The following is a 21,413-nucleotide window of genomic DNA, read 5'->3' on the forward strand; positions in this document are numbered from 1 at the left end:
CATAGGTAACAATGAGCTATGCTCATGTGAGTCTTGTCAAAAGGAGGCTCATGCGCCCCGAAGAACCGAAGTGGACGCCATCGAAGGATCCCCTGGACCCCAGTCGCCCGGCCCCGGCGGAACAGCCGCGTGAACTGCGCCGCATCGTCGGGCTCTTCCGGCCCTACCGCGGCCGGCTCGCCGTCGTCGGCGTGCTGGTCTGCGCCTCCTCGCTGGTCGGCGTCGCCTCGCCGTTCCTGCTGAAGGAGATACTCGACGTCGCGATCCCGCAGGGCCGTACGGGGCTGCTCAGCCTGCTCGCGCTCGGCATGATCCTCATAGCCGTCGTCACCAGCGTGTTCGGCGTCCTGCAGACCTTCATCTCCACCACGGTCGGCCAGCGCGTCATGCACGACCTGCGCACCGCCGTGTACGCCCAGCTCCAGCGGATGCCGCTGGCCTTCTTCACCCGCACCCGCACCGGCGAGGTGCAGTCCCGCATAGCCAACGACATCGGCGGCATGCAGGCCACCGTCACCTCCACCGCGACCTCGCTGGTCTCCAACCTCACGGCCGTCATCGCCTCCGTCGTCGCGATGCTCGCGCTCGACTGGCGGCTCACGCTCGTCTCCCTGTTGCTGCTCCCCGTGTTCGTGTGGATCAGCCGCCGGGTCGGCCGCGAGCGCAAGAAGATCACCTTCCAGCGGCAGAAGCAGATGGCCGCCATGGCCGCGACCGTCACCGAGTCGCTGTCGGTCAGCGGCATCCTGCTCGGCCGCACCATGGGCCGTGCCGATTCGCTGACCACGTCCTTCGCCGCGGAGTCCGAGAAGCTCGTCGATCTCGAAGTGCGCTCCAGCATGGCCGGGCGCTGGCGGATGTCCACCATCGGCATCGTCATGGCCGCCATGCCCGCGCTCATCTACTGGGCGGCGGGCTTCGCCCTGCAGACCGGCGCCCCGTCCCTCTCCGTCGGCACCCTCGTCGCCTTCGTCACCCTCCAGACGGGTCTGTTCCGGCCCGCCGTGAGCCTGCTGTCGACCGGTGTGCAGATCCAGACCTCGCTCGCCCTGTTCGCCCGCATCTTCGAGTACCTCGACCTGCCGGTGGACATCACCGAGCGCGAGGACCCCGTCCGCCTCGACCGCGCCAGGGGCGAGGTCCGGCTGGAGGACGTCCACTTCGAGTACGACGCGAAGAGCGGCCCGACCCTGTCGGGCATCGACATCACCATCCCGGCCGGCGGCTCCCTCGCCGTGGTCGGCCCCACCGGCTCCGGCAAGAGCACCCTCAGCTACCTCGTGCCCCGGCTCTACGACGTCACCGACGGCCGCGTCGCCCTCGACGGCGTGGACGTGCGCGACCTCGACTTCGACTCCCTCGCCCGCTCCATCGGCGTGGTCTCGCAGGAGACGTACCTCTTCCACGCCTCGGTCGCCGACAACCTGCGCTTCGCCAAGCCCGACGCCACCGACGAGGAGATAGCCGAGGCGGCGCGCGCGGCCCAGATCCACGAGCACATCTCCTCGCTGCCCGACGGGTACGACACCCTCGTGGGCGAGCGCGGCTACCGCTTCTCCGGAGGCGAGAAGCAGCGCCTCGCCATCGCCCGCACCATCCTGCGCGACCCGCCGGTGCTGATCCTGGACGAGGCCACCAGTGCCCTGGACACCCGTACGGAACATGCGGTGCAGCGGGCCATCGACAACCTGTCCCAGGGGCGCACCACCATCACCATCGCGCACCGCCTCTCCACCGTCCGGGACGCCGACCAGATCGTGGTCCTGGACAAGGGACGCATAGCCGAGCGCGGTACGCACGAGGAGCTGCTGGCCATAGGCGGCCGGTATGCGGCCCTGGTCCGACGCGACCGGGACGCGACGCTGACGCCGGAGACCGTACGGACCACCCGGTTCGACGAGCCCACCCCGGTGAAAGTGTGACGGTATGACCGGTTAGCGGGTCGGCTGCCCGGATCGGGAGGCCCCGCGGGTTAGCGTGCCCGCATGCCTCATGAGTACCGGCTGCCATCCCAGCGCCGTACCCGGCTCACCCGCCGGGGCCGGCTGGCGCTCCTCTTCGGCACCATGGCCGCGATCGCCGCGGCCGTCCAGGTCACGCTGCTGCCAGGCGAGGAAGCGCCCGAGAAGCCGCGCATGCTGCTGATCCCCGAGGGCTGGCGCGCCCCGCAGGTCTACGCCGCCGTCGATCGCGAGCTGAAGCTCCCGGCGGGCTCGACCAAGGCGGCCCTCGCTACCGCCGCGCTGCCCCTGCCCGAGGAGGCGAAGGGCAATCCGGAGGGGTTCCTCTTCCCCGCCACGTACCCGGTGACCTCGAAGACGACCCCGGGCGAACTCATCGCCTACATGGTGCGGACGGCGAACGCGAAGCTCGCCGCGCCGGCCGTCGCGAGCGGCGGCAAGGCGCAGGGCATGACCCCGTACCAGACGGCCACCCTCGCCAGCATCATCGAGGCGGAGGCCGACACCCGCGCCGACATGGGCAGGGTCGCCCGGGTGGTGTACAACCGGCTGGCGAAGTCGATGCCCCTCCAGATGGACTCCACCCTCAACTACGCGCTGAACCGCAGCACCCTGGACGTCACGCTGAGCGACACGCGCATCGACCACCCCTTCAACACCTACGAGCGCCAGGGGCTGCCGCCCACGCCGATCGACAGTCCGGGACTGGACGCCATGACGGCGGCGGTCGCGCCGCCGCCCGGGGACTGGCTGTTCTTCGTCACCGTGAAGCCGGGGGACACCCGGTTCTCGGCGACGTACGAGGAGCACAAGAAGCACGTCGCCGAGTTCAACCGGATCCGCGCGGGCGCCGGGCGCGCCCATGCGGGGCCCCGCGCGGGCTGATGCCGTGACCGCTCTAGCTGGCGGCGGCGGTGGCGAGCGCCGCCGACGAGGCGCCGCCTTCGGGGGCGTCTCCCGGGGAGCCGTCCCTGGCGTCTCCCCGGGCCAGGAGGCGGCGGATCTCGCGGACGGCGGCGCCGCCCGCGCGGTTGGCGCCGATGGTCGAGGCCGACGGGCCGTAGCCCACCAGGTGGACCCGCTCGTCGCGGACCGCCCGGGTCCCCTCCACCCGGATGCCGCCGCCCGGCTCGCGCAGGCGCAGCGGGGCCAGGTGGTCGACGGCCGCGCGGAATCCGGTGGCCCACAGGATCACGTCGGCCTCCACCCGTGATCCGTCGGCCCAGACGGCTCCGGTCGGGGTGATCCGCTCGAACATGGCCCGCCGGTCCAGCACCCCGGAGTCCAGTCCGGCGCGGACGGCCTCGTTCAGCGGGAGCCCGGTCACGCTGACCACGCTCTGCGGCGGCAGACCCCGCCGGACCCGCTCGTCCACCAGCGCCACCGCAGCCCGGCCCTCTGCTTCGCCGAAGCTCCCGTCACGGAACACCGGGGGCCGCCGCGTCACCCAGGTGGTCTCCGCCGCCACCTCGGACACCTCCAGCAGGTGCTGCACGGCCGAGGTGCCGCCGCCCACCACGATCACCCGGGCCCCGGCGAACGCGGCCGGCCCCGGGTAGTTCGCGGTGTGCGACTGGCGGCCCCGGAAGCTCTCCTGACCCGGGTAGCGCGGCCAGAACGGCCGGTCCCAGGTCCCGGTGGCGTTGATCAGGGCCCGCGCCGACCAGGCTCCGGCCGAGGATTCCACCAGCAGCCGCCCGTCGGCCCCGTCCCGCACGGCCGAGACGTCCACGGGCCGCCGTACGCGCAGGCCGAAGCGCTCCTCGTAGGCGGCGAAGTACTCCCCGATCACCTCCGACGAGGGCCGCAGCGGGTCGGCGCCGGTGAGCTCCATGCCCGGCAGCGCGTGCATGCCGTGCACCTTGCCGTACGTGAGCGAGGGCCAGCGGTACTGCCAGGCCCCGCCCGGGCGGGGCGCGTGGTCCAGGACCACGTGCCCGATCCCGGCCCTGGCCAGGTGGTAGGCGCCGGACAGGCCCGCCTGCCCGGCCCCGACGACCACCACGTCCACGTACCCGTCCGCCGCGCCCCGCACGAAATCGTTCACGGTTCTACCAACTCGCCGGCCCGGCGAGATCTTCCCGCCCGCCCGATGGCGCTGCGCGAGCGCGGGGCGCTCGCTAAGGTCGGGGAACGGCAGGGGCGGGTGCGCGAGCGGCGGGGGCGGCTGGGTGGGGCGACGATTCTTCATCGGCATGGGCAGCGGCAGGTACCTGCACCTTCCCCCCGACGAACAACTCGCCTCCGTCCCCTGCGACATCCGAGACGTGTCGGCGCTCTTCGGGTCCTTCGGCTACACCCCGGTCCTTACCGGACTCGGCGAGTACGACGGCGCCGAGCAGCTGCGCCAAAAGCTCCGCCACTGGTCCGCCGACACGGCGCTGACCGGCGAGGACGTCGTCGTGGTCTACTTCGCGGGCCACGGCGCCGTCGAGGAACGCGACCGGCACTACCTGCTCTGCTGGGACTCGCAGGACGCCGACCTCGCCGCCACCGCCCTGGCCACCGAGGACCTCGTCCGCGTCCTGTGCAAGGGCGGCCTGCGCCACCTGCTGCTGATCCTCGACACCTGTTCCGCCGGCGCGGGCAGCGCGGACGCCTCCGCCGTCGCGCTGCAGAGCATCGTCTACCGGGGCGCGGCCGCCGACGCTTCCGCCGGCCTCTGGTTCCTGGCCTCCGCCCGCCGCAAGGACGTCGCCGACGACGGCGCCTTCGTGGCCGCGCTCGGCGACGCGATCGCGACCACGACCGGACGCACCGGTCAGCGCCAGCAGTACCTCGACCTGACCGAGCTCGTGAAGGCCGTCAACGAACGCTTCGAGGCCGACGGCCGCGGCCAGCGCGCCGAACTGGCCAGTGGCCTGGTCACCGGCCTCGCCCCGTTCCTCGCCAACGCCGGCTACCGCGAGGAGTTACCGCCGCTCGGCACCGACCTGGAGGTCCAGCGCCGCGTCGTCGCCCGCGACCTCACCGAGCACTTCGGCCCCCGCTCGCGCGGCGTGGAGTTCGAGTCCGAGCAGGGCCTCTACTTCAGCGGCCGGGTGAGCGTGCTGTCCGAGCTGGTGGGCTGGCTGACAGCCCCCGACGGCGACGGCCGGGGCCGGGTCGTCACCGGCAGCCCGGGATGCGGCAAGTCCGCCGTCCTCGGCCGGATCGTGGCCCTGTCCGATCCGGCGTACCGGGCCCGGCTGGACCTGACGGGCGGGGATCCGCGCACCGTCGTCCCCGAGGGCTGTGTCACCGCCGCCGTGCACGCCCGCCACAAACGCCTCGAGGAGATCGTCGACCGGATCGCCGCCGCCCTCGCCGCCGAGGCCGACGGCGCGGCCGCCCTGCTCCAGGAACTCACCCGGCGCGGCCGCCACGGGCCGCCGCTGATCATCGTCGTCGACGCCGTGGACGAGGCGGGATCCGACACCGCCGCGGACGCCGGGGGCCACGGCGAGCCCCGCCGGATCACCCGCGAGCTGCTGCGCCCCATGTCGGAGATCCAGGGCGTGCGCCTCCTCGTCGGCACCCGGCACGAGCTCGTCACCCCGCTCGGCCCCACCTTCGTCTGCATGGACCTGGACCACGAGGAGTACCGGGCCGGGCGCGAGGACGTCACCGGGTACGTGGCCCGCGTCCTGCTCGCCGCCGAGGAGGCCGACGTACGCACGCCCTACCGCGACCGTCCCGAACTGGCCCGGGCGGTGGCCTGCGGAGTGGCCGACAAGGCCGCCGGGGTCTACCTGTACGCCCGCACCACCGCCCGTACGCTGCGCTCCGACGAGACCGCTGTCGACATCACCAGGCCGGGCTGGGCCGAGGCACTGCCCAGCGAGGTCGGCGAGGCCTTCGACGACTACCTGGCCCGCTTCGGGCCCGACGAGCCCCGGGTCAGGCGGATGCTGCTGGCGCTCGCCTTCTCGGAGGGCAAGGGGCTGCCGCGCGGCCGGGTGTGGACCGCGCTGAGCTCGGTGATCTCCGGGGTGCCCTGCGAGGAACAGGACGTCAGCTGGCTGCTCGACGTCGCCGAGGCCTACATCGCGGAGGTCGTGGACGACGACCGGCGCTCGGTGTACCGGCTCTACCACAAGGCCCTGGCCGAGCACCTGCGCGCCACCGCCGACCGGCCGCCCGCCGAGATCCAGCAGTCGGTGGTCGAGGCCCTGCGGTCGCTGGTGCCCGGGGCGGCCGAGGGGCACCCGGACTGGTTCGCCGCGGTCGCTTACGTACGCCAGCACCTGGCCACGCACGCCGCGGAGGCGGGCCGGCTCGCCGAACTGGTCGAGGACCCCGGCTTCCTGCTGGCCTGCGAACCCCTGTCGCTGCTGCGGGCCTTCGCCACCATCGAGGGCGAGGGGGCCCGCCGGATCCGGGGCGCCTACGAGCAGGTCGCCCACCGGCTCACCGCCGACCGCCCGCTCGGCGAACGCGCCGCCGACCTCCAGCTGTCGGCCCGGCGCTGCGGGGCGGACCGGCTCGCCGACCGGGTGGAGGAACTCGCCGTCATCCGGCCCTGGTCGGCGCGCTGGGCCTGGTGGTCGACGAGCGGGGTCCACCGGCTGCTGGCCGGGCACACCCGTACGGTGGCCTGCGTGGCGGTGGGCCTCCTCGACGGCCGCCCGATCGCCGTCACCGGGAGCGTGGACCGCACGGCGCTGGTCTGGGACCTCCAGGCACAGCGCCAGATCGGCGAACCGCTGCCCGTCGGCATCGCGGTGAGCGCCATCGCCATCGGCGAACTGGGCGACTACACGGTGGCGCTGACGGGAGGCGACGACGGAGTCGTCCGCGTCTGGGACCTCTCCGCCGGCCAGGAGTACGGTGCGCCGCTCACGGGCCACACCAACCGCGTCGAGTCCATCGTGCTCGGCGCGGTGCGCGGGCACCCGGTGGTGCTCACCGCGAGCGCGGACGGCACCGCCCGGGTCTGGGACCTGGTCGAACGCCGTCAGCTCGGCCGTGACCTCAGCGCCCACCGGCGCTCCGTGCGCGCGGCGGACCTGGGCGAGCTCGACGGCCGCCCGATCGCCGTCACCGGGGGCGAGGACAAGGCCGTCCACGTGTGGGACCTCTCCGGCGTCCTCGACGGCGGCGACGCCCGCCTCGACGGCAGCCCGCTGATCGGCCCCGCCATGGCGGTCACGGCGGTCTGCGCGACGAAGCTGGACGGCCGGACCGTGGCGCTGGTCGGCGACGAGGCGGGCATGCTCAGCCGCTGGGACCTGGCCGAGCGCCGCCAGATCGGCGAGCCGGTCATGGCGCACGTCCACATCACCCGCAGCGGGGTGTTCTCCGCTTCGGTCGGCGTGCTCCGGGGCAGGCCGGTGGCGTTGACCAGCGGCACCCGCAGCGCCCGCCTGTGGGACCTGCGCACGCTGCAACCCCTCGCCCACCAGCTGCGCGGCCATGTGGAGGACATCAGGGCGGCGGCGCTCGCCCACCACGGCGAGGCCGCGCTCGCCGTCACGGTGGGCGACGACCGGACGGCGCGGATCTGGGACCTGACGGCGGACCAGCCACGGGAGGGCCACACCCAGCCCGTCTGCGCGGTCGCCTTCTGCGCCGGCCCCGGCCGGCCGATGGCCGTCACCGGGAGCGAGGACGGCACGGCCCGCGTCTGGGACCTGCACACCCGGGAGCAGCTCGGCGCCCCGATGGAGGGCCACACGGGGCAGGTCACGGCGGTGGCCTGCGAGCTGGTCCACGCCCGCCCGAGGGTGGCCACGGGCGGCTCCGACACCACCGTCCGCCTGTGGGACCCGCTGCGCGGTCCCGGCGCGGGACTGGTGCTGGCCGGGCACACCAACGCGGTGCGCTGCCTGGCCTTCGGCGAGCTGGACGGCAGGTCCGTCGTGGTCAGCGGCAGTGAGGACGGCACGGCCCGGGTCTGGGACGCCGCCTCCGGTTCGCCCGTGGGCGTCCCGCTGGCCGGCCACGTGGGCGGTATCCGGCAGTTGGCCGTGCGCCGTGCGGGGCGCGGGATGGAGATCGTGCTCGCCACCTCCCTGGGCCACGCCTACCTGTGGCAGCTCACCGGTGACGGGGCCACCCCGGCCGCCCGGCGCGCGGCCCACTTCGAGGTCATGGACCTGACCCTGTCGGCCCGGAGCGTAGGGGTGGCCTTCCACCGCTCGCGCGCCGTCGTCCTGACCTCGCTCGCGGGGAACAACGTGCACGTCCACGACGTGGCCGACGGGAAGGCGGTCGCGGGACCGTTCCTCGGGCACACCGGTCTCGTGATGGCCGCCGCCCTCGGGCAGATCGGGGGACAGCCGGTCCTCGCCACCAGTGGCCTCGACAACGCGGTGCGGATCTGGAACGTGGAGACGGGGGAGCCGCTCGGACCGCCCCTGGAAGTGTTCTCCTCGCGGGGACCCATCGGCGCCGACACCCCTCCGGTCTTCGGCCGTGCGGACGGGGTGCCCGTCGTCATCACCGCCGGCTCCCTGGACGTGCGGGTCTGGGACCTGGCCGCCCTGCATCCGATCGGAGAGCCGCTCTGCGGAGTGGAACAGCACTTGGTGTCCGCCGACATCGTCCCCGGTGAGCACGGACGCGACCTCGTCGTGACGGGAGCGCTCGACGGCGCCGTCCGCGTGCACGACCTGGCGGACGGCCGGCAGGTGGCGCCGCAGCTCACGTTCGACACGCTGGCCCTCAGCCATGTCACCGCGGCCCGCCTGGGCGAGGACACCGTGGTGGTCCGCAGCAGTTGGCTGTACACCGACGTGTGGACCCTGGAGCCGCGCCGCCGGCTGGTGAAGCGGCCCGGTACCTCGCTGCGGGCCGACACCTACGCGCTGGGCGGCCGCCGGATCGTGGTCTCGGTCTCCGCCGACTTCACCCTGCACGCCTGGGACCTGGGGACCCAGTCGCCGCTCGGCGTTCCCATGACCGGTCACACCTCCCACATCACCGGGCTGCGGACCGGTCTCGTATGCGGGAGGCACACCGTCGCCAGCAGCTCCTACGACGGGACCGTCCGCCTCTGGGACCTGGAGACGGGACGCCCGCTCGCCGAGCCGCTCGGCGGCCACGACCTCGGCGCGACCGGGCTCGAACTGGCCCGGGTGGCGGGCGAGGACCTGGTCGTCACCGGCTCGGGAGACGGCAGCCTGCGCGTCCACACCCACCGGGGCGGCTGGCGGCTGCGCACCGAGCTGCCGCCGTTCTCGGCGCTGGTCGGTGCCGTCCGCGTCACCGACGTCCGGGGCGTCCCCACGCTCATCGCCGCCGACCAGCACGGTCTGATGCGGGTCTGGGACATGACCCGCCCCGGCAACTGGACGACGGAGATCCACATCGGCAGCGGCATCAACGGTTTCACCGTCGACCACGCCGGCCGCGTCTGCGTCGCCACCGACATGGGCGTCGTCGCCCTCAGCCTGACGGAGGTCCGCCCGTGAGCCGTATCGTCCTCGTCCACGGCATCGCCCAGGAGGTCCTGGGCCCCGAGATCCTGCTCACCGAGTGGTACCCGGCGCTCGCCGACGGCCTCGGCCTCGCCGGGCACCCGGGCGTCCCCCGCGAGGAGGTCGCGATGGCCTTCTACGGAGACCTCTTCCGGCCCACCGGCCACCGCGGCCTCGGCACGCCCGAGCTCGACGCGGGCGATGTCGAGGACGGCATCGAGCGCGAACTCCTGCTGCGGTGGTGGGAGCACACCGCCGCCCTGGAGACCCGGGTCTCCGGCCCGGGCGACCGCACCAGGCTGCGGACCCCGCACCTGGTCCAGCGGGCTCTGGACGCCCTCAGCCACTCCGCCTTCTTCGCCGGGATCGGCGAACGCCTGATGATCGGCGCCGCCCGCCAGGTGCGGCGCTACTTCACCGAGCCCGCGCTGCGCGGGGAGATCCAGGGGCGGCTCGCCGCGGTCGTCACCGACCGGACCGAGGTGATCGTCGCGCACTCCCTCGGTTCGGTCGTCGCGTACGAGACCCTGTGCGCGAGCCCGGACCGGCCGGGCGTGTCGCTGGTGACCCTGGGGTCCCCGCTCGGCGTGCGGAACCTGATCTTCGACCGGCTCCGGCCGGAGCCCGCCGAGGGCCGGGGCCACTGGCCCGCGCCTGTGCGGCAGTGGGTCAACGTCGCCGACCGCGGGGACGTCGTGGCGCTGGCCAAGGAGCTCGGGCCGCGCTTCGGGGAGCGGGTGCGGGACCTGCCGATCCACAACGGGGCCCGGGCGCACGACGTACGGCCGTACCTGACGGCGGCGCCGACGGGCGCCGCGATCGCCGAGGCGCTGGGCGGGCCCGGGCGCGCGGGGTGATTCAGGCGGCCGGGTGTTCGCTGACCCACTCGTAGGCCGTCTCCGCGCTGAAGTCCCGTTGGCCGCCGCGGAACAGCAGGCCCGCGCCGGTGAAGGCCGGGTCGCCGGAGGTGGCCGCCACGTACGGGACCGCCAGGCAGCCCATGCCGGCGGCGCGGGCGGCCGCGACGCCCGGGGCCGCGTCCTCGACGACCACGCAGTCGGCGGGGTCCGAGCCGAGGCGGCGGGCCGCCTCCAGGAACACGTCGGGGGCGGGCTTGCCGTGCGCGACCTCCTCGGCGGAGACCACCGTGGTCAGCAGCGCGTCCAGCCCCGTACCGGCGAGTACGGCGTCGATGGCCTCCCGCGAGGAGCCGGAGGCCACCGCCATCGGGACGCCCTCGGAGTACAGGCGCTCCACGAACTTCCGCATCTCGGGGAAGACCTCGGTCCGGGTGCGGGCCAGCTCCAGATAGGCGGCGTTCTGCTCGGCGAGCAGCTGCTCGACCGGGACCTGGATCCCGTACCGCTCCCGGAGGACCTCCAGCGTCTCCAGGGTGCCGATGCCGATGAAGCGGGAGTGTTCCTCCCACGTGAAATCGGGTACTCCGTGCCTTTCCAGCGTGCGGCGCCCGGACTCGTAGTAGTTCGGCTCGCTGTCCACGAGGGTGCCGTCGAGATCGAATATGACGGAAAGCATCCGTTGTGCCCGTTCTGCCGGTTAGATTCGTGTCTCTACCATCTTGTCAGGGTTTTGAGGCTGCTCTTCCCACCGCCTCGACAAGCGGCAGCAGCCGGTGCGGGACGCGCTCGCGCAGGGCCACCTCCGTACGGGTGCGGACCACGCCCGGAAGCCGGATCAGCCGCTGGATCACGTCCTCCAGGTGCGCGTTGTCCCGTGCCGCCACCCGGGTCAGCAGATCCCCGCCGCCGGTGATCGAGAAGGCCTCGATGATCTCGGGCACGGCCGCCAGCGCGTCGCCGACCTCGTCCAGATGCCCCTGGGTGACCTCGATGTGGACGAAGGCCAGCACCGGATGCCCGAGCGCGGCGGGGGACAGCACCGGACCCGTTGCGGTGATCACCCCGGTGCGCTCCAGCCGGTCCAGCCGGGCCTGGAGGGTGCCGCGCGCGACGCCGAGGATGCGGGCGTACTCGCGGACGCTGGTGCGCGGCTGCTCGATCAGCAGGCGCAGGATCCGGGTGTCGAGCTCATCCACCGCCATGCCGTGACTGTACCAATGGCCCAGTGGGACAACCCCCTGGTGAGGGGACCGGCCGGCGAGGAACGGAGACAGCCATGACGGATGCGGATGCGGATGCGGTGGATTCGGCGGACGCGGCGGACGCGGCGGGTGTGGCGGGTGTGGCGGGCGTGCGGTGTCTGGTCACCGGGGCCACCGGATACATCGGAGGACGGCTGGTGCCCGAGCTCCTCGACGCCGGGCACCGCGTCCGGTGCCTGGCCCGGTCCCCGGAAAAGCTGCGCGACCACCCCTGGGCCGGGCGCGCCGAGGTCGTGCGCGGCGACGCGAACGACGCGGAATCCGTCGCGGCCGCCATGCGGGGCATCGACGTCGCGTACTACCTCGTCCACGCGCTGGGCGGCGGACCCCGCTTCGAGGAGCGCGACCGCTCCGCCGCCCGGATCTTCGCCGAGCAGGCCGCCGCGGCCGGGGTCCGGCGCATCGTCTACCTCGGCGGGCTCACCCCGGCCGGGATCCCGGTCCGGGAGCTGTCCCCGCACCTGCGCTCCCGCGCCGAGGTAGGGGAGATCCTGCTCGCCTCGCAGGTGCCCGCCACCGTGCTGCGCGCCGCCGTCATCATCGGCTCCGGCTCGGCCTCGTTCGAGATGCTGCGCTACCTGACCGAGCGTCTGCCCGTCATGGTCACGCCGAGCTGGGTCGGCACCCGCTGCCAGCCGATCGCGGTGCGCGACGTGCTGCGCTACCTCGTCGGCAGCGCCGCCATGCCGCCCGAGGTGAACCGGGCCTTCGACATCTGTGGCCCGGACGTGGTCACGTACGAGGAGATGATGCGCCGCTACGCCGCCGTGGCGGACCTGCCCAAGCGGCTCATCCTGCGGGTCCCGATGCTCACCCCGGGGCTGTCCAGCCACTGGATCGGCCTGGTCACGCCGGTGCCGAGGGCGCTGGCGCGGCCGCTCGCGGAATCCCTGCGGCACGAAGTGGTCTGCGGTGAGCACGACATCGCCCACCACGTGCCGGACCCGCCGGGGGCGCCGATCGGCTTCGACGAGGCGCTCGCGCTGGCGCTGCGGCGGGTGCGCGACGCCCGGGTGACCACGCGGTGGTCCTCGGCGTCGGTGCCGGGCGCGCCGAGCGATCCGCTGCCGACGGACCCCGACTGGGCGGGCGGCAGCCTGTACACCGACCGGCGGGAGATCGACGTGGACGCGCCGCCCGACGCGCTGTGGCGGGTGGTCGAGGGCATCGGCGGCGAGAACGGCTGGTACTCGTTCCCGCTGGCCTGGGCGGTACGGGGCTGGCTCGACCGGCTCGTCGGCGGCGTCGGCATCCGCCGCGGCCGGCGGGACGCGGCGCGGCTGCGGGTCGGGGACTCGCTGGACTTCTGGCGGGTGGAGGAGATCGAACCGGGACGGCTGCTGCGGCTGCGCGCGGAGATGCGGCTGCCGGGGCTGGCGTGGCTGGAACTGCGCGCGGAGCCGGTGGCCGGGGACGGGCGCCGCTCGCGCTACCGCCAGCGGGCGGTGTTCCACCCGCGCGGGCTCCTGGGACACCTCTACTGGTGGAGCGTGTCCCCCTTCCACGCGGTGGTCTTCGGAGGCATGGCCCGCAACATCGCCCACGCCGCCGAAGACAGCTAGTGCCGCGCCCGCCGTGGTCGTACGCGCGAAGGCGCGGCGGATCCGAGGGCCCGGCGCGCGCCGCCCACCGCCGTACGGCACATCCGCGCGGCGGCGCCCACGAGCCCGGCGGTCCGCGGGCCGCGGGAATCCGGGCTTACTCCGGCCCGGCCGCCTCCGCCGGGTGGGGGCAGGCTGGGGACCGGCGGAGGGCGGGTTCGAGGAGCGGGGGCGATACCGCATCCGGGGGGAGGGCGGGGGGTGAAGTAGCCGGTGACAGACGTTTTCCGAGACGCGGAGCCAGAGCACATGAACATCGCGGTGGTCCTGTACACCTCCGACCTGCGCCTGCACGACCATCCGCCGTTGCGTGCGGCGCTGTCCTCCTGCGACCAGGTCGTGCCGCTGTTCGTCCGCGACCGGGGCGTCGAGGCCGCCGGATTCGCCGCGCCCAACCGGCGGGCGTTCCTCGCGGACTGCCTCGCCGACCTCGACGCCGGGCTCCGCGAGCGCGGCGGGCGGCTGGTGGTGCGCTCCGGGGACGTCGTCGCCGAGGTCTGCGCCCTCGTCCAGGAGGCCGACGCCGACGAGGTGCACATGGCCGCCGGGGTCAGCGCGTACGCCCATGCCCGCGAGGAACGGCTGCGCGTCGCCCTGGAGGCGGAGGGCCGGCGGCTGTACGTGCACGACATGGTGGTCACGGCGGTGGCCCCGGGAGCGGTGACCCCGGCCGGGGGGTCCGACCACTTCGCCGTGTTCACCCCGTACTTCCGCCGCTGGGCGGAACTGCCCCCGCGGGCCGTGGCGGCCGCGCCCCGCGCCGTGAGGGTGCCCGCCGGGCTCGGCTCAGAGCCGCTGCCCGCCCGCGCCGACGTCTCCGGGACCTCCCCGGGGCTGGCCCGCGGCGGCGAGGGCGAGGCCCGCCGGATGCTGACGCGCTGGCTGCGCGGCGGCCTCGCCGCGTACGAGGACACCCACGACGACCTCGCCGGCGACGCCACCTCCCACCTCTCCCCGCACTTCCACTTCGGCACCCTCTCGCCCGTCGAGGCCGTCGCCCGCGCCCGCTCCGCCGGCGGCCCCGGCGCCGACGCCTTCGTCCGGCAGCTGTGCTGGCGCGACTTCCACCACCAGGTGCTCGCCGCCCGGCCCGAGACCGCCGGCGCCGACTACCGCGGCCGCCAGGACCGCTGGCGCACCGGCAGGGCCGCCGAGGAGGAGACCGAGGCCTGGAAGGAGGGCCGCACCGGCTACCCCGTGGTCGACGCGGCCATGCGCCAGCTCCGCCACGAGGGCTGGATGCACAACCGGGGCCGGCTGCTCACCGCCAGTTTCCTGACCAAGACCCTGTACGTGGACTGGCGGACCGGGGCCGCCCACTTCCTGGACCTGCTCGTGGACGGCGACCTCGCCAACAACCAGCTCAACTGGCAGTGGGTGGCCGGCACGGGCACCGACACCCGGCCCAACCGGGTGCTCAACCCCGTCCGCCAGAGCCTGAGCCACGACCCCGACGGCCGGTACGTGCACCGCTGGGTGCCGGAGCTGGCCGGGCTCGCCGCGCCGTACGTCCACGAGCCGTGGCGGCTGCCGCCCGAGGAGCGCGCCCGGTACGACTATCCGGAGCGACTGGTGCAACTCACCGACGGGCTGGAGCGGTTCAGGCGGGGCCGGGGGGTCGAATGAGCCCGCGTTCGCTCCTCCGGGTGATCCACCGTCGCGCGCCCGGCCCGCGCCCTATCGTGGGCCGGATGGACCGCCGGACGCCCGAAACCCCGCAGGACGCCCCCGCCGCGGCGCTGAGCACCGGCGCCGTCGCCCGCCGGCTCGGGGTGTCGCCCACCACGCTGCGTTCCTGGGAGCGCCGGTACGCCATCGGCCCGCAGTGGCGTGAGGACGGGCGCCACCGCAGGTGGACCCCCGAGGACATCGCCCGGCTGGAGCTGATGTGCCGGCTCACCGGGCAAGGCGTGCCGACGGCCGAGGCGGCGAGGGTCGCGCGGGACGGAGAACCGGCCGCCCGCGCCGCCGGGCGGCCCGCGACCGCGACGCCGCCCGCGAACGACGGCCTCCCGCTGGGAAAGGTCCGCCCGGAGTGCCGAGGGCTCGCACGGGCAGCCGTACGACTGGACGCACCGGCCGTGCGGGAACTGCTCGACACCGCCCTTGCGGAACACGGGCTGGTCACCGCCTGGGAGGAGGTCATCGCGCCGACCCTGCACGCCGTCGGCCGCAAGTGGGCCTCGGCGGGGGAGCGTTACGTCGAGGTGGAGCACCTGCTGTCCTGGCAGGTCTCCTCCGTGCTGCACCGGGTCCGGCCCGCGCCCCGCACGGCGGGGGTGCCGCCCGTGCTGCTCGCCTGCGTTCCCGACGAGCAGCACAGCCTGCCCATCGAGGCGTTGGCCGCCGCGCTGGGTGAACACGCCCTCCCGGTACGGATGTTCGGTGCGGCCCTGCCCCCCGAGGCGCTGCACGACGCGGTGCGGCGGACGGGCCCGCGGGCCGTGGTGCTGTGGGCGCAGTCCCGGACCACCGCCGACCGCGCCCTCGCCCGCTCGGTTGCGGGCATCGAGTGGGGGCTGCGCGGCGCGCGCGAACGCTCGGCCCTGTTCCTGGCGGGACCCGGCTGGACCGGGCGCGCGCCCGCGGCGCACACCGGGCGGCTGTACGGGTTGCGGTCGGGGCTCGACGTCATCGCGGCGCTGGCGGGTGCGGGTGCGGGTGCGGGTGCGGGGGCGGCGGCGGCGGGCGCCGGTCCGGCTCCAGGGTCTGCCGGAGCGCGCCGAGCGCCCGCCGCATGTGGCTCTTGACGGTGCCCAGCGGCAGGCCGGTGCGGTCCGCGATCTGGGTCTGGGTCAGGTCCCCGTAGAAGGCGAGGCACAGCACCCGCCGCTGCGGCGAGGGCAGTCGGGCCAGCTCACCGAGGAGCAGCAGCCGGTCCAGGGCCTGGTCCGGGCCGGGGCCGGGGTGCGAGAGGGCTTCGAGGTGGCGGGCGGCCGCCTCGGCCGCGGCCTCGGCCGCGCGGATCCGCCGGGTTCGGGCCTCCAGGGCGTCGGCCACCTTGTGGCGGGTGATCCCGCTCAGCCACGCGGCGAGCCCGCCCGGCGCGGCGTCCGGCCGGTAGCCGCGCCGGCCGCGCCAGGCCGCGAGGAACACCTGCTGGGTGACGTCCTCGGCCTCCCGCTCGTCGCCGAGCGCCCGCCAGGCGAGGGCGTGCACGAGCGGCGCCCACCGCCGGTACACGGCGTCCACACAGGCCGCGTCACCGTGCGCGAACCCGGCCGCGAGGCGGTGATCGCGCCGCGGGTCGGGCTGTGGGGCGGGCCGTGCCTCGCGCCGCGGGTCGAGGGCCCGGGCCGCCGGCCCCTGGTCCGGCCCCGGGTGCGGCCCCTGGGCATGCGGTAGCTCGCGCCCCGCGGCGCGGTCTGCGTGGTCCATGGCGTGAGCGTCGCGAGCCGCGGGGTGCCGGGACAACGCGCAGCGTTTGCGCAGCGGTTCAGGGGGCCAGGGGGCCAGGAGGTCAGCGGGTCAGCGGGCCACGGGATGGTCCGGCGGGGCGGAGCCCGTGTACAGGCGGGGCTGGGTCAGGTACGTCGTGGCCACCGCCAGGACCAGTACGGCCGGCGCGAGCAGCAGCCACGTCACCGGCCACCCGGTCCGCACCAGCAGGGCCCCCGCCAGCCCGCCCGTGAACATCGCCAGCACCGCCAGCGCCCGCAGCTCCCACGCCGTCGTGCCGTACCCGAACGCGCTGTCCTGTCCCAGCGCCGAACCCCGAAGAAGGCGGTCATGGACCGGGTGACCAGCGTGGTCGGCACCCCCGGAAGGTTCACCCGCATGCTGGTGACGTTGCGGAACCCCATCGCCACCGCCAGGATCGCCGCCACCGCCAGGTGCCGGACGGTCGGGGATCCGTAGTGCGGCGCGACACCCCAGCCGGCGCCCGCCGCGGCCAGGATCAGCGTGCCCTCGACGAGCAGCCCGATGACGAACCACCGCCGCCCCCGCGCCTCGGTGGCGGACTCCAGCCGGGCCGCGCAGACCGCCCCGGCGGCGAAGGAGGCCAGCGAGACCGCGGGCGCCAGCGCCGGCAGGTTCCCCTCGACGGCCGCCCCGAAGGCGAGGTACAGCACGTTGCCCGTCTGCATCGCGGTGAACACCGGCCCGAGGGCGAGCAGGCTGACCGCCTCGATCATCCCCGTGGCCGTGGTCAGCACCAGCATCAGCGCGGCCAGTCGCGTCCGCTCCGCCCGCTCGGCCACCACCTCAGCCCGACTCCGCGGACCGGCCCTCGCCGGCCATGAACCGCCACACCAGGGCGTGCCCCAGCACCACCAGCAGGATCAGCAGCAGGGCCTCGGCCTGGATCGGGCGCAGGTTCACCACGTCCGCGATCTCGGGCGCCACGCCCACCACCGCGACCAGCGCGTACAGCACGGCCACCGCGATCCGGTGCCATCCCAGGCCGGATCCGCCGCCCTCGGCGCGCTCCCGGGTCAGCAGCCGCAGCGTGGACGCGCACCCGACGACGGCGGCCACGACGAACCCGGTCCGCCAGATCCCGGGCTGCTCGGTGCCACCCACCTGGGCGAACAGGCCCATCAGCGCGGGCAGCAGGAACGACAGGTAGATCCCGCCGACCACCCGCCGCAGGGCGGGTGCGCGCAGCCACTCCGGATGGCTCTGCACCACGTTCCACCAGAGCCCGACCAGGGTGAAGCAGGTGGCGGCGAACAGGGCGTAGAACGTGCTCACATCCATGACGCCCGACAGTGACACGCCGGTCCGGGGTCCTTCGGCAGCGACATGCCGGAGGGCTTATGGTCCGAACGTGAGCGACCTGCTGCTGGTGAGGCACGGCGAGACGGAATGGAGCGCCAACGGGCGCCACACCGGGCTCACCGACGTGCCGCTGACCCCGAACGGCGTAGAAGAGGCCATCTCGCTGGCTCCCTACTTCCAGGACCGGAACCCGGCACTGGTTCTGACCAGCCCGCTGCGCCGGGCCGTGGTCACGGCCCGGCTCGCCGGACTCCCCGGCGGCATCACCGACCCCGACCTGTGCGAGTGGGACTACGGCGGCTACGAGGGCATCACCACCGCGGAGATCCGGCGCACCCGGCCGCACTGGTCCCTGTGGACCGACGGCGTCCCGCCCGGCGACGCCGAGCACCCCGGCGAGAACGCCGCCCAGGTCGGCGCCCGCGCGGACCGGGCCCTGGCGCGGGTGGCGCCGGTGCTGCGCGCGGACGGGGGCGACGCCGTCGTCGTGGCGCACGGGCACTTCCTGCGCGTCCTGACCGCCCGCTACCTGGGGCTGGCGCCCGAGAACGGCCGGCTGTTCCTGCTGCGCACCGGCACGGTCAGCCTGCTGTCCACCGAGCACGGGCTCCCGGTCATCGCGGGCTGGAACACCCACCCCTGAGCCGCCCGGCCGCCCGGAGCACCGTGTCACCACACCGCCGGATCCTGAATCGCGCGCGGCCCCCGGCTGCGTGAGGATGCGTACATGGCCCACGACGGAGCCGGTGGCGGACCGGAGAGCACGATCGCGACGGACCCGGGGCTGAAGGCCAACGCGATCGGGTTCCTCGACGCACTCGTCATCGGCCTGAACTCCACCTCGCCCGCCTATTCGCTGGCCGCCGTCATCGGCCCGATCGTGGCGCTGGCCGGGATCTACGCGCCGGGCGTGATGCTGGCGTCGTTCGTGCCGATGCTGCTGATCGCCGCCGCCTTCTACTACCTCAACAAAGTCGACCAGGACTGCGGGACGACCTTCTCGTGGGTGACGCGGGCCATGGGCCCCTGGGCGGGCTGGCTCGGCGGCTGGGCGATCGCGATGACCGGCGTCCTGGTCATCGGCTCGCTGGCCGACGTCGCCGTCCACTTCGGGCTGCTCGCCGCCGGACTGGACGACCTGGCCGCCAACGCGTGGATCCGGCAGTCCCTCACCGTCGTGGTGATCCTGGCCATGACCGCCATCTGCGTGATCGGCACCGAACTGTCGGCCCACCTCCAGGACGTCCTGATCCTCGCCCAGGTGTTCTTCCTGCTGGCCTTCGCCGTGGTCGCCCTCTACCGCGTGTACGCGGACACCGGCACGCTCGACTCCATCGAACCGTCCATCACCTGGCTCAACCCCTTCGGCGCGGGTGGCTCCGCCCTCACCGGCGGGCTGCTGCTCGGCGTGTTCATCTACTGGGGCTGGGAGTCCGCGGTGAACCTCACCGAGGAGGTGGAGAACTCCGCCACCGCGCCGGGCAAGGCCGGCATCTGGTCGACCGTGGTGCTGCTGGTGACCTACGTGTCCGTCGGCTACGCCGTCGTCGCGTACGCCGGGATCGAGTACCTCTCCGCCAACGCGGGCGAGGAGGAGGCCATCTTCGCCGTGCTCGCCCACGAGGTGATGGGCGGCTGGGACTGGATGGTGCTCCTCGCCGTCTGCACCTCCGCGCTCGCCTCCACCCAGACCACCATCATCCCGGCCTCCCGCACGGCCCTGTCGATGGCCCGCCGGCACGCGCTGCCGCCGCCGCTCGCGCACATCCACCCGCGGTTCCGGACCCCGGACGTGAGCACCTGGTGGGTCGCCGGCATCGCCATCGCCTGGTACCTCGTCGTGAACCAGATCAGCGAGAACGCCCTCCTGGACTCGCTGACCGCGCTCTCCCTGCTCATCGCCTTCTACTACGCGCTCACCGGCCTGGCCTGCGTGATCTACTACCGCCGCCACCTGTTCGAGAGCCTGCACAACTTCCTGCTGATCGGGCTCGGGCCGCTGGTCGGCGCCGGCCTGCTGACCTGGCTGCTGGTGGAGTCGGTCAACGACATGTCCAACCCGGAGAACTCGGCCGGCGGGATCTCCTGGTTCGGGCTCGGCCCGCCGCTGGTCATCGGGATCGGGATCGCGGTCCTCGGCGTGCTGATCATGTGCTTCTGGCGGGTCCGGGACGGCAGGTTCTGGCTGGAGCGCCGCAGCGTCGCCGACCCGGACCTCGTCCACGGCAGGAAGTCCTGAACACCCCCCGGTAAGGAGCCCCCGATGTCCGTGGTCCTGGGGTACGACGAGTCGCCCGGCGCCGAACGCGCCCTGCACGTGGCGCTCGAAGTCGCCACCGCCTTCGGCGAGCCCCTCGTCCTCGTCTACGGTGCGGCCGCGCCCGGCGCCGCCGGGGAGGAGTACCGGGCGCACCGCGAGGCCGTCCTCCAGGCGGGGCGCAGCGCCCTCGCGCGGGCCGTCGCCGCCGCCGACGAGGCGGGCGTCCCCTCCACGGTCGAGGTCGTCGACGAGAAACCGGCCCAGGCCCTGCTCGACGCCGCGCAGCGCCACCGTGCCCGCGTCATCATCGTCGGCAGCTGGGGCGACAGCCCGATCCGGGGCGCCCTGCTGGGCTCGACCCCGCACAAGCTGCTGCACCTCTCGCCGATCCCCGTGCTGTGCGTGCCGACGGAGGGCGCGGGCACGCCGTAGGGGAGCCCCCGTACGGCGGCACCGGGCCCAAGGGCGGCACCGTACCAGCCTTTCGAGGTGTTGCCCGGATGTTTGTCCGTTCGTGATGGTGCTTCGGCACTGCCCCCACAACTGGCACTAGCGTCCCTTGCCACCCGGGAGCGCGGGTGGACACACGGCACGATTGTCGGAGCCTCCGACCCCGCAGCCCCCTCCCGGCCCAGGAGCCAAGGAGGCACAGTGCTGTCAATCCGCCGGTCGACCGTCGGGAGCTTGTCGCTCGCGTCGAGACATGTGATCGGCACGGGCATCGTCATCGGTGCCCTCGCCTTCACGCTGATCGCGTTGCTGATCCCCGTGCAGAAATTCGGCGGAACGACCGCCGCCGCCGCAACGGCCCCGGCCGGTACGGACGACGGCGCCGGGACCATCAGCACGGCCTTCGGGCCCCTGACAGCCCAGGACCGGGACTTCATCCGCAAGGTGAGGCTCGCCGGACTCTGGGAACTGCCCGCAGGACGTCAGGCCCTGCAGCGCGGGACGCGCCCCACGGTGCGTACCGCCGGGCAGCACCTGATCGAGGGTCATACCGAACTGGACCGGCGGGTCATCGAAGTGGGCCAGGCCCTCGGCGTCGATCTGCCCAACCAGCCCACCGACCAACAGCAGGACTGGCTCCGCCAGATGGACCAGGCCCAGGGAGCCCAGTACGAACGGCTCTTCGTCCAGCTGCTGCGCCGGGCCCACGGCAAGGTCTTCACGCTGGTGGCCCAAATCCGGGCGCAGACACGCAACTCCATGGTGCGGGCCCTGGCCAACGACGCCAACACCACCGTCCTGGACCACATCACGGTCCTGGAGGACAGCGGACTGGTCGATTTCGACGGCCTCGCGGACGCCTCCCCGGCCCCCTCCCCTTCCCGACCGACGAAGTGA

Annotated in this window: 17 protein-coding genes; 11 read left to right on the plus strand and 6 right to left on the minus strand. The window is 74.1% G+C overall.

The window, feature by feature from the left end; translation table 11 throughout:
* Positions 1–50 precede the first annotated feature (50 nt).
* Both OG982_RS27305 and mltG read left to right on the plus strand, forming a co-directional pair.
* Positions 51–1,922, plus strand: coding sequence for an ABC transporter ATP-binding protein (locus OG982_RS27305; RefSeq protein WP_266949539.1), 1,872 nt, complete (start codon positions 51–53; stop codon positions 1,920–1,922).
* Positions 1,923–1,985: 63 nt separating this feature from the next.
* A complete protein-coding gene (gene mltG / locus OG982_RS27310) occupies positions 1,986–2,846 on the plus strand; it encodes an endolytic transglycosylase MltG (protein ID WP_266949540.1) in 861 nt (286 codons plus the stop codon).
* Between the two features lie 13 nt (positions 2,847–2,859).
* On the opposite strand, the gene OG982_RS27315 is transcribed toward mltG, so the two are convergent.
* Positions 2,860–4,008 (minus strand): NAD(P)-binding domain-containing protein, encoded by a 1,149-nt coding sequence (locus OG982_RS27315; protein WP_266949542.1) that lies wholly within the window; start codon positions 4,006–4,008, stop codon positions 2,860–2,862.
* 148 nt (positions 4,009–4,156) lie between these two features.
* Here OG982_RS27315 and OG982_RS27320 point away from each other — a divergent pair, with 148 nt between their 5' ends.
* Both OG982_RS27320 and OG982_RS27325 read left to right on the plus strand, forming a co-directional pair.
* Positions 4,157–9,355 carry a caspase family protein gene (locus tag OG982_RS27320; protein ID WP_266949543.1) on the plus strand — a complete coding sequence of 1,733 codons (5,199 nt, stop codon included), beginning with the start codon at positions 4,157–4,159 and terminating at the stop codon, positions 9,353–9,355.
* Entirely contained in the window at positions 9,352–10,218 is an 867-nt protein-coding gene (locus tag OG982_RS27325; RefSeq protein ID WP_266949545.1) for a hypothetical protein, read from the plus strand. The genes OG982_RS27320 and OG982_RS27325 overlap by 4 nt, the downstream gene beginning before the upstream one ends.
* A 1-nt stretch (position 10,219) precedes the next feature.
* On the opposite strand, the gene OG982_RS27330 is transcribed toward OG982_RS27325, so the two are convergent.
* On the minus strand, positions 10,220–10,897 hold the full coding sequence (locus tag OG982_RS27330; protein ID WP_266782405.1) for an HAD family phosphatase: 678 nt from the start codon (positions 10,895–10,897) through the stop codon (positions 10,220–10,222).
* Between the two features lie 46 nt (positions 10,898–10,943).
* A complete protein-coding gene (locus OG982_RS27335; RefSeq protein ID WP_266782403.1) occupies positions 10,944–11,423 on the minus strand; it encodes an Lrp/AsnC family transcriptional regulator in 480 nt (159 codons plus the stop codon).
* A gap of 74 nt (positions 11,424–11,497) precedes the next feature.
* Between OG982_RS27335 and OG982_RS27340 the strand changes: the two genes are divergently transcribed.
* The 3 genes from OG982_RS27340 to OG982_RS27350 all read left to right on the plus strand — a co-directional run bounded on the left by OG982_RS27340 (position 11,498) and on the right by OG982_RS27350 (position 15,834).
* Positions 11,498–13,045, plus strand: coding sequence for an SDR family oxidoreductase (locus tag OG982_RS27340; RefSeq protein ID WP_266949546.1), 1,548 nt, complete (start codon positions 11,498–11,500; stop codon positions 13,043–13,045).
* Between the two features lie 288 nt (positions 13,046–13,333).
* Positions 13,334–14,710 (plus strand): deoxyribodipyrimidine photo-lyase, encoded by a 1,377-nt coding sequence (locus OG982_RS27345; RefSeq protein ID WP_266949547.1) that lies wholly within the window; start codon positions 13,334–13,336, stop codon positions 14,708–14,710.
* 65 nt (positions 14,711–14,775) lie between these two features.
* Positions 14,776–15,834: a MerR family transcriptional regulator gene (locus tag OG982_RS27350; RefSeq protein WP_266949548.1), complete on the plus strand. Its 1,059-nt coding sequence runs from the start codon at positions 14,776–14,778 to the stop codon at positions 15,832–15,834.
* Here the strand turns inward: OG982_RS27350 and OG982_RS27355 are convergent.
* The 3 genes from OG982_RS27355 to OG982_RS27365 form a co-directional block, all read right to left on the minus strand.
* On the minus strand, positions 15,716–16,462 hold the full coding sequence (locus tag OG982_RS27355) for an RNA polymerase sigma factor (protein WP_266949549.1): 747 nt from the start codon (positions 16,460–16,462) through the stop codon (positions 15,716–15,718). The genes OG982_RS27350 and OG982_RS27355 overlap by 119 nt on opposite strands.
* A 203-nt stretch (positions 16,463–16,665) precedes the next feature.
* On the minus strand, positions 16,666–17,289 hold the full coding sequence (locus OG982_RS27360; protein ID WP_266949550.1) for a YoaK family protein: 624 nt from the start codon (positions 17,287–17,289) through the stop codon (positions 16,666–16,668).
* 1 nt (position 17,290) lies between these two features.
* Positions 17,291–17,785: a hypothetical protein gene (locus tag OG982_RS27365; RefSeq protein ID WP_266782391.1), complete on the minus strand. Its 495-nt coding sequence runs from the start codon at positions 17,783–17,785 to the stop codon at positions 17,291–17,293.
* 70 nt (positions 17,786–17,855) lie between these two features.
* Between OG982_RS27365 and OG982_RS27370 the strand changes: the two genes are divergently transcribed.
* The 4 genes from OG982_RS27370 (at position 17,856) to OG982_RS27385 (ending at position 21,413) form a co-directional block, all read left to right on the plus strand.
* Positions 17,856–18,449, plus strand: coding sequence for a histidine phosphatase family protein (locus OG982_RS27370; protein ID WP_266782389.1), 594 nt, complete (start codon positions 17,856–17,858; stop codon positions 18,447–18,449).
* Positions 18,450–18,533: 84 nt separating this feature from the next.
* Positions 18,534–20,045: an APC family permease gene (locus OG982_RS27375; protein ID WP_266782387.1), complete on the plus strand. Its 1,512-nt coding sequence runs from the start codon at positions 18,534–18,536 to the stop codon at positions 20,043–20,045.
* A gap of 24 nt (positions 20,046–20,069) precedes the next feature.
* On the plus strand, positions 20,070–20,498 hold the full coding sequence (locus tag OG982_RS27380; RefSeq protein WP_266782385.1) for a universal stress protein: 429 nt from the start codon (positions 20,070–20,072) through the stop codon (positions 20,496–20,498).
* 252 nt (positions 20,499–20,750) lie between these two features.
* Positions 20,751–21,413, plus strand: coding sequence for a DUF4142 domain-containing protein (locus OG982_RS27385; RefSeq protein ID WP_266782383.1), 663 nt, complete (start codon positions 20,751–20,753; stop codon positions 21,411–21,413).

Origin of the sequence: Streptomyces sp. NBC_01551 (genome assembly GCF_026339935.1) — a bacterium.
In the GTDB taxonomy this organism is placed as follows: Bacteria; Actinomycetota; Actinomycetes; order Streptomycetales; family Streptomycetaceae; genus Streptomyces.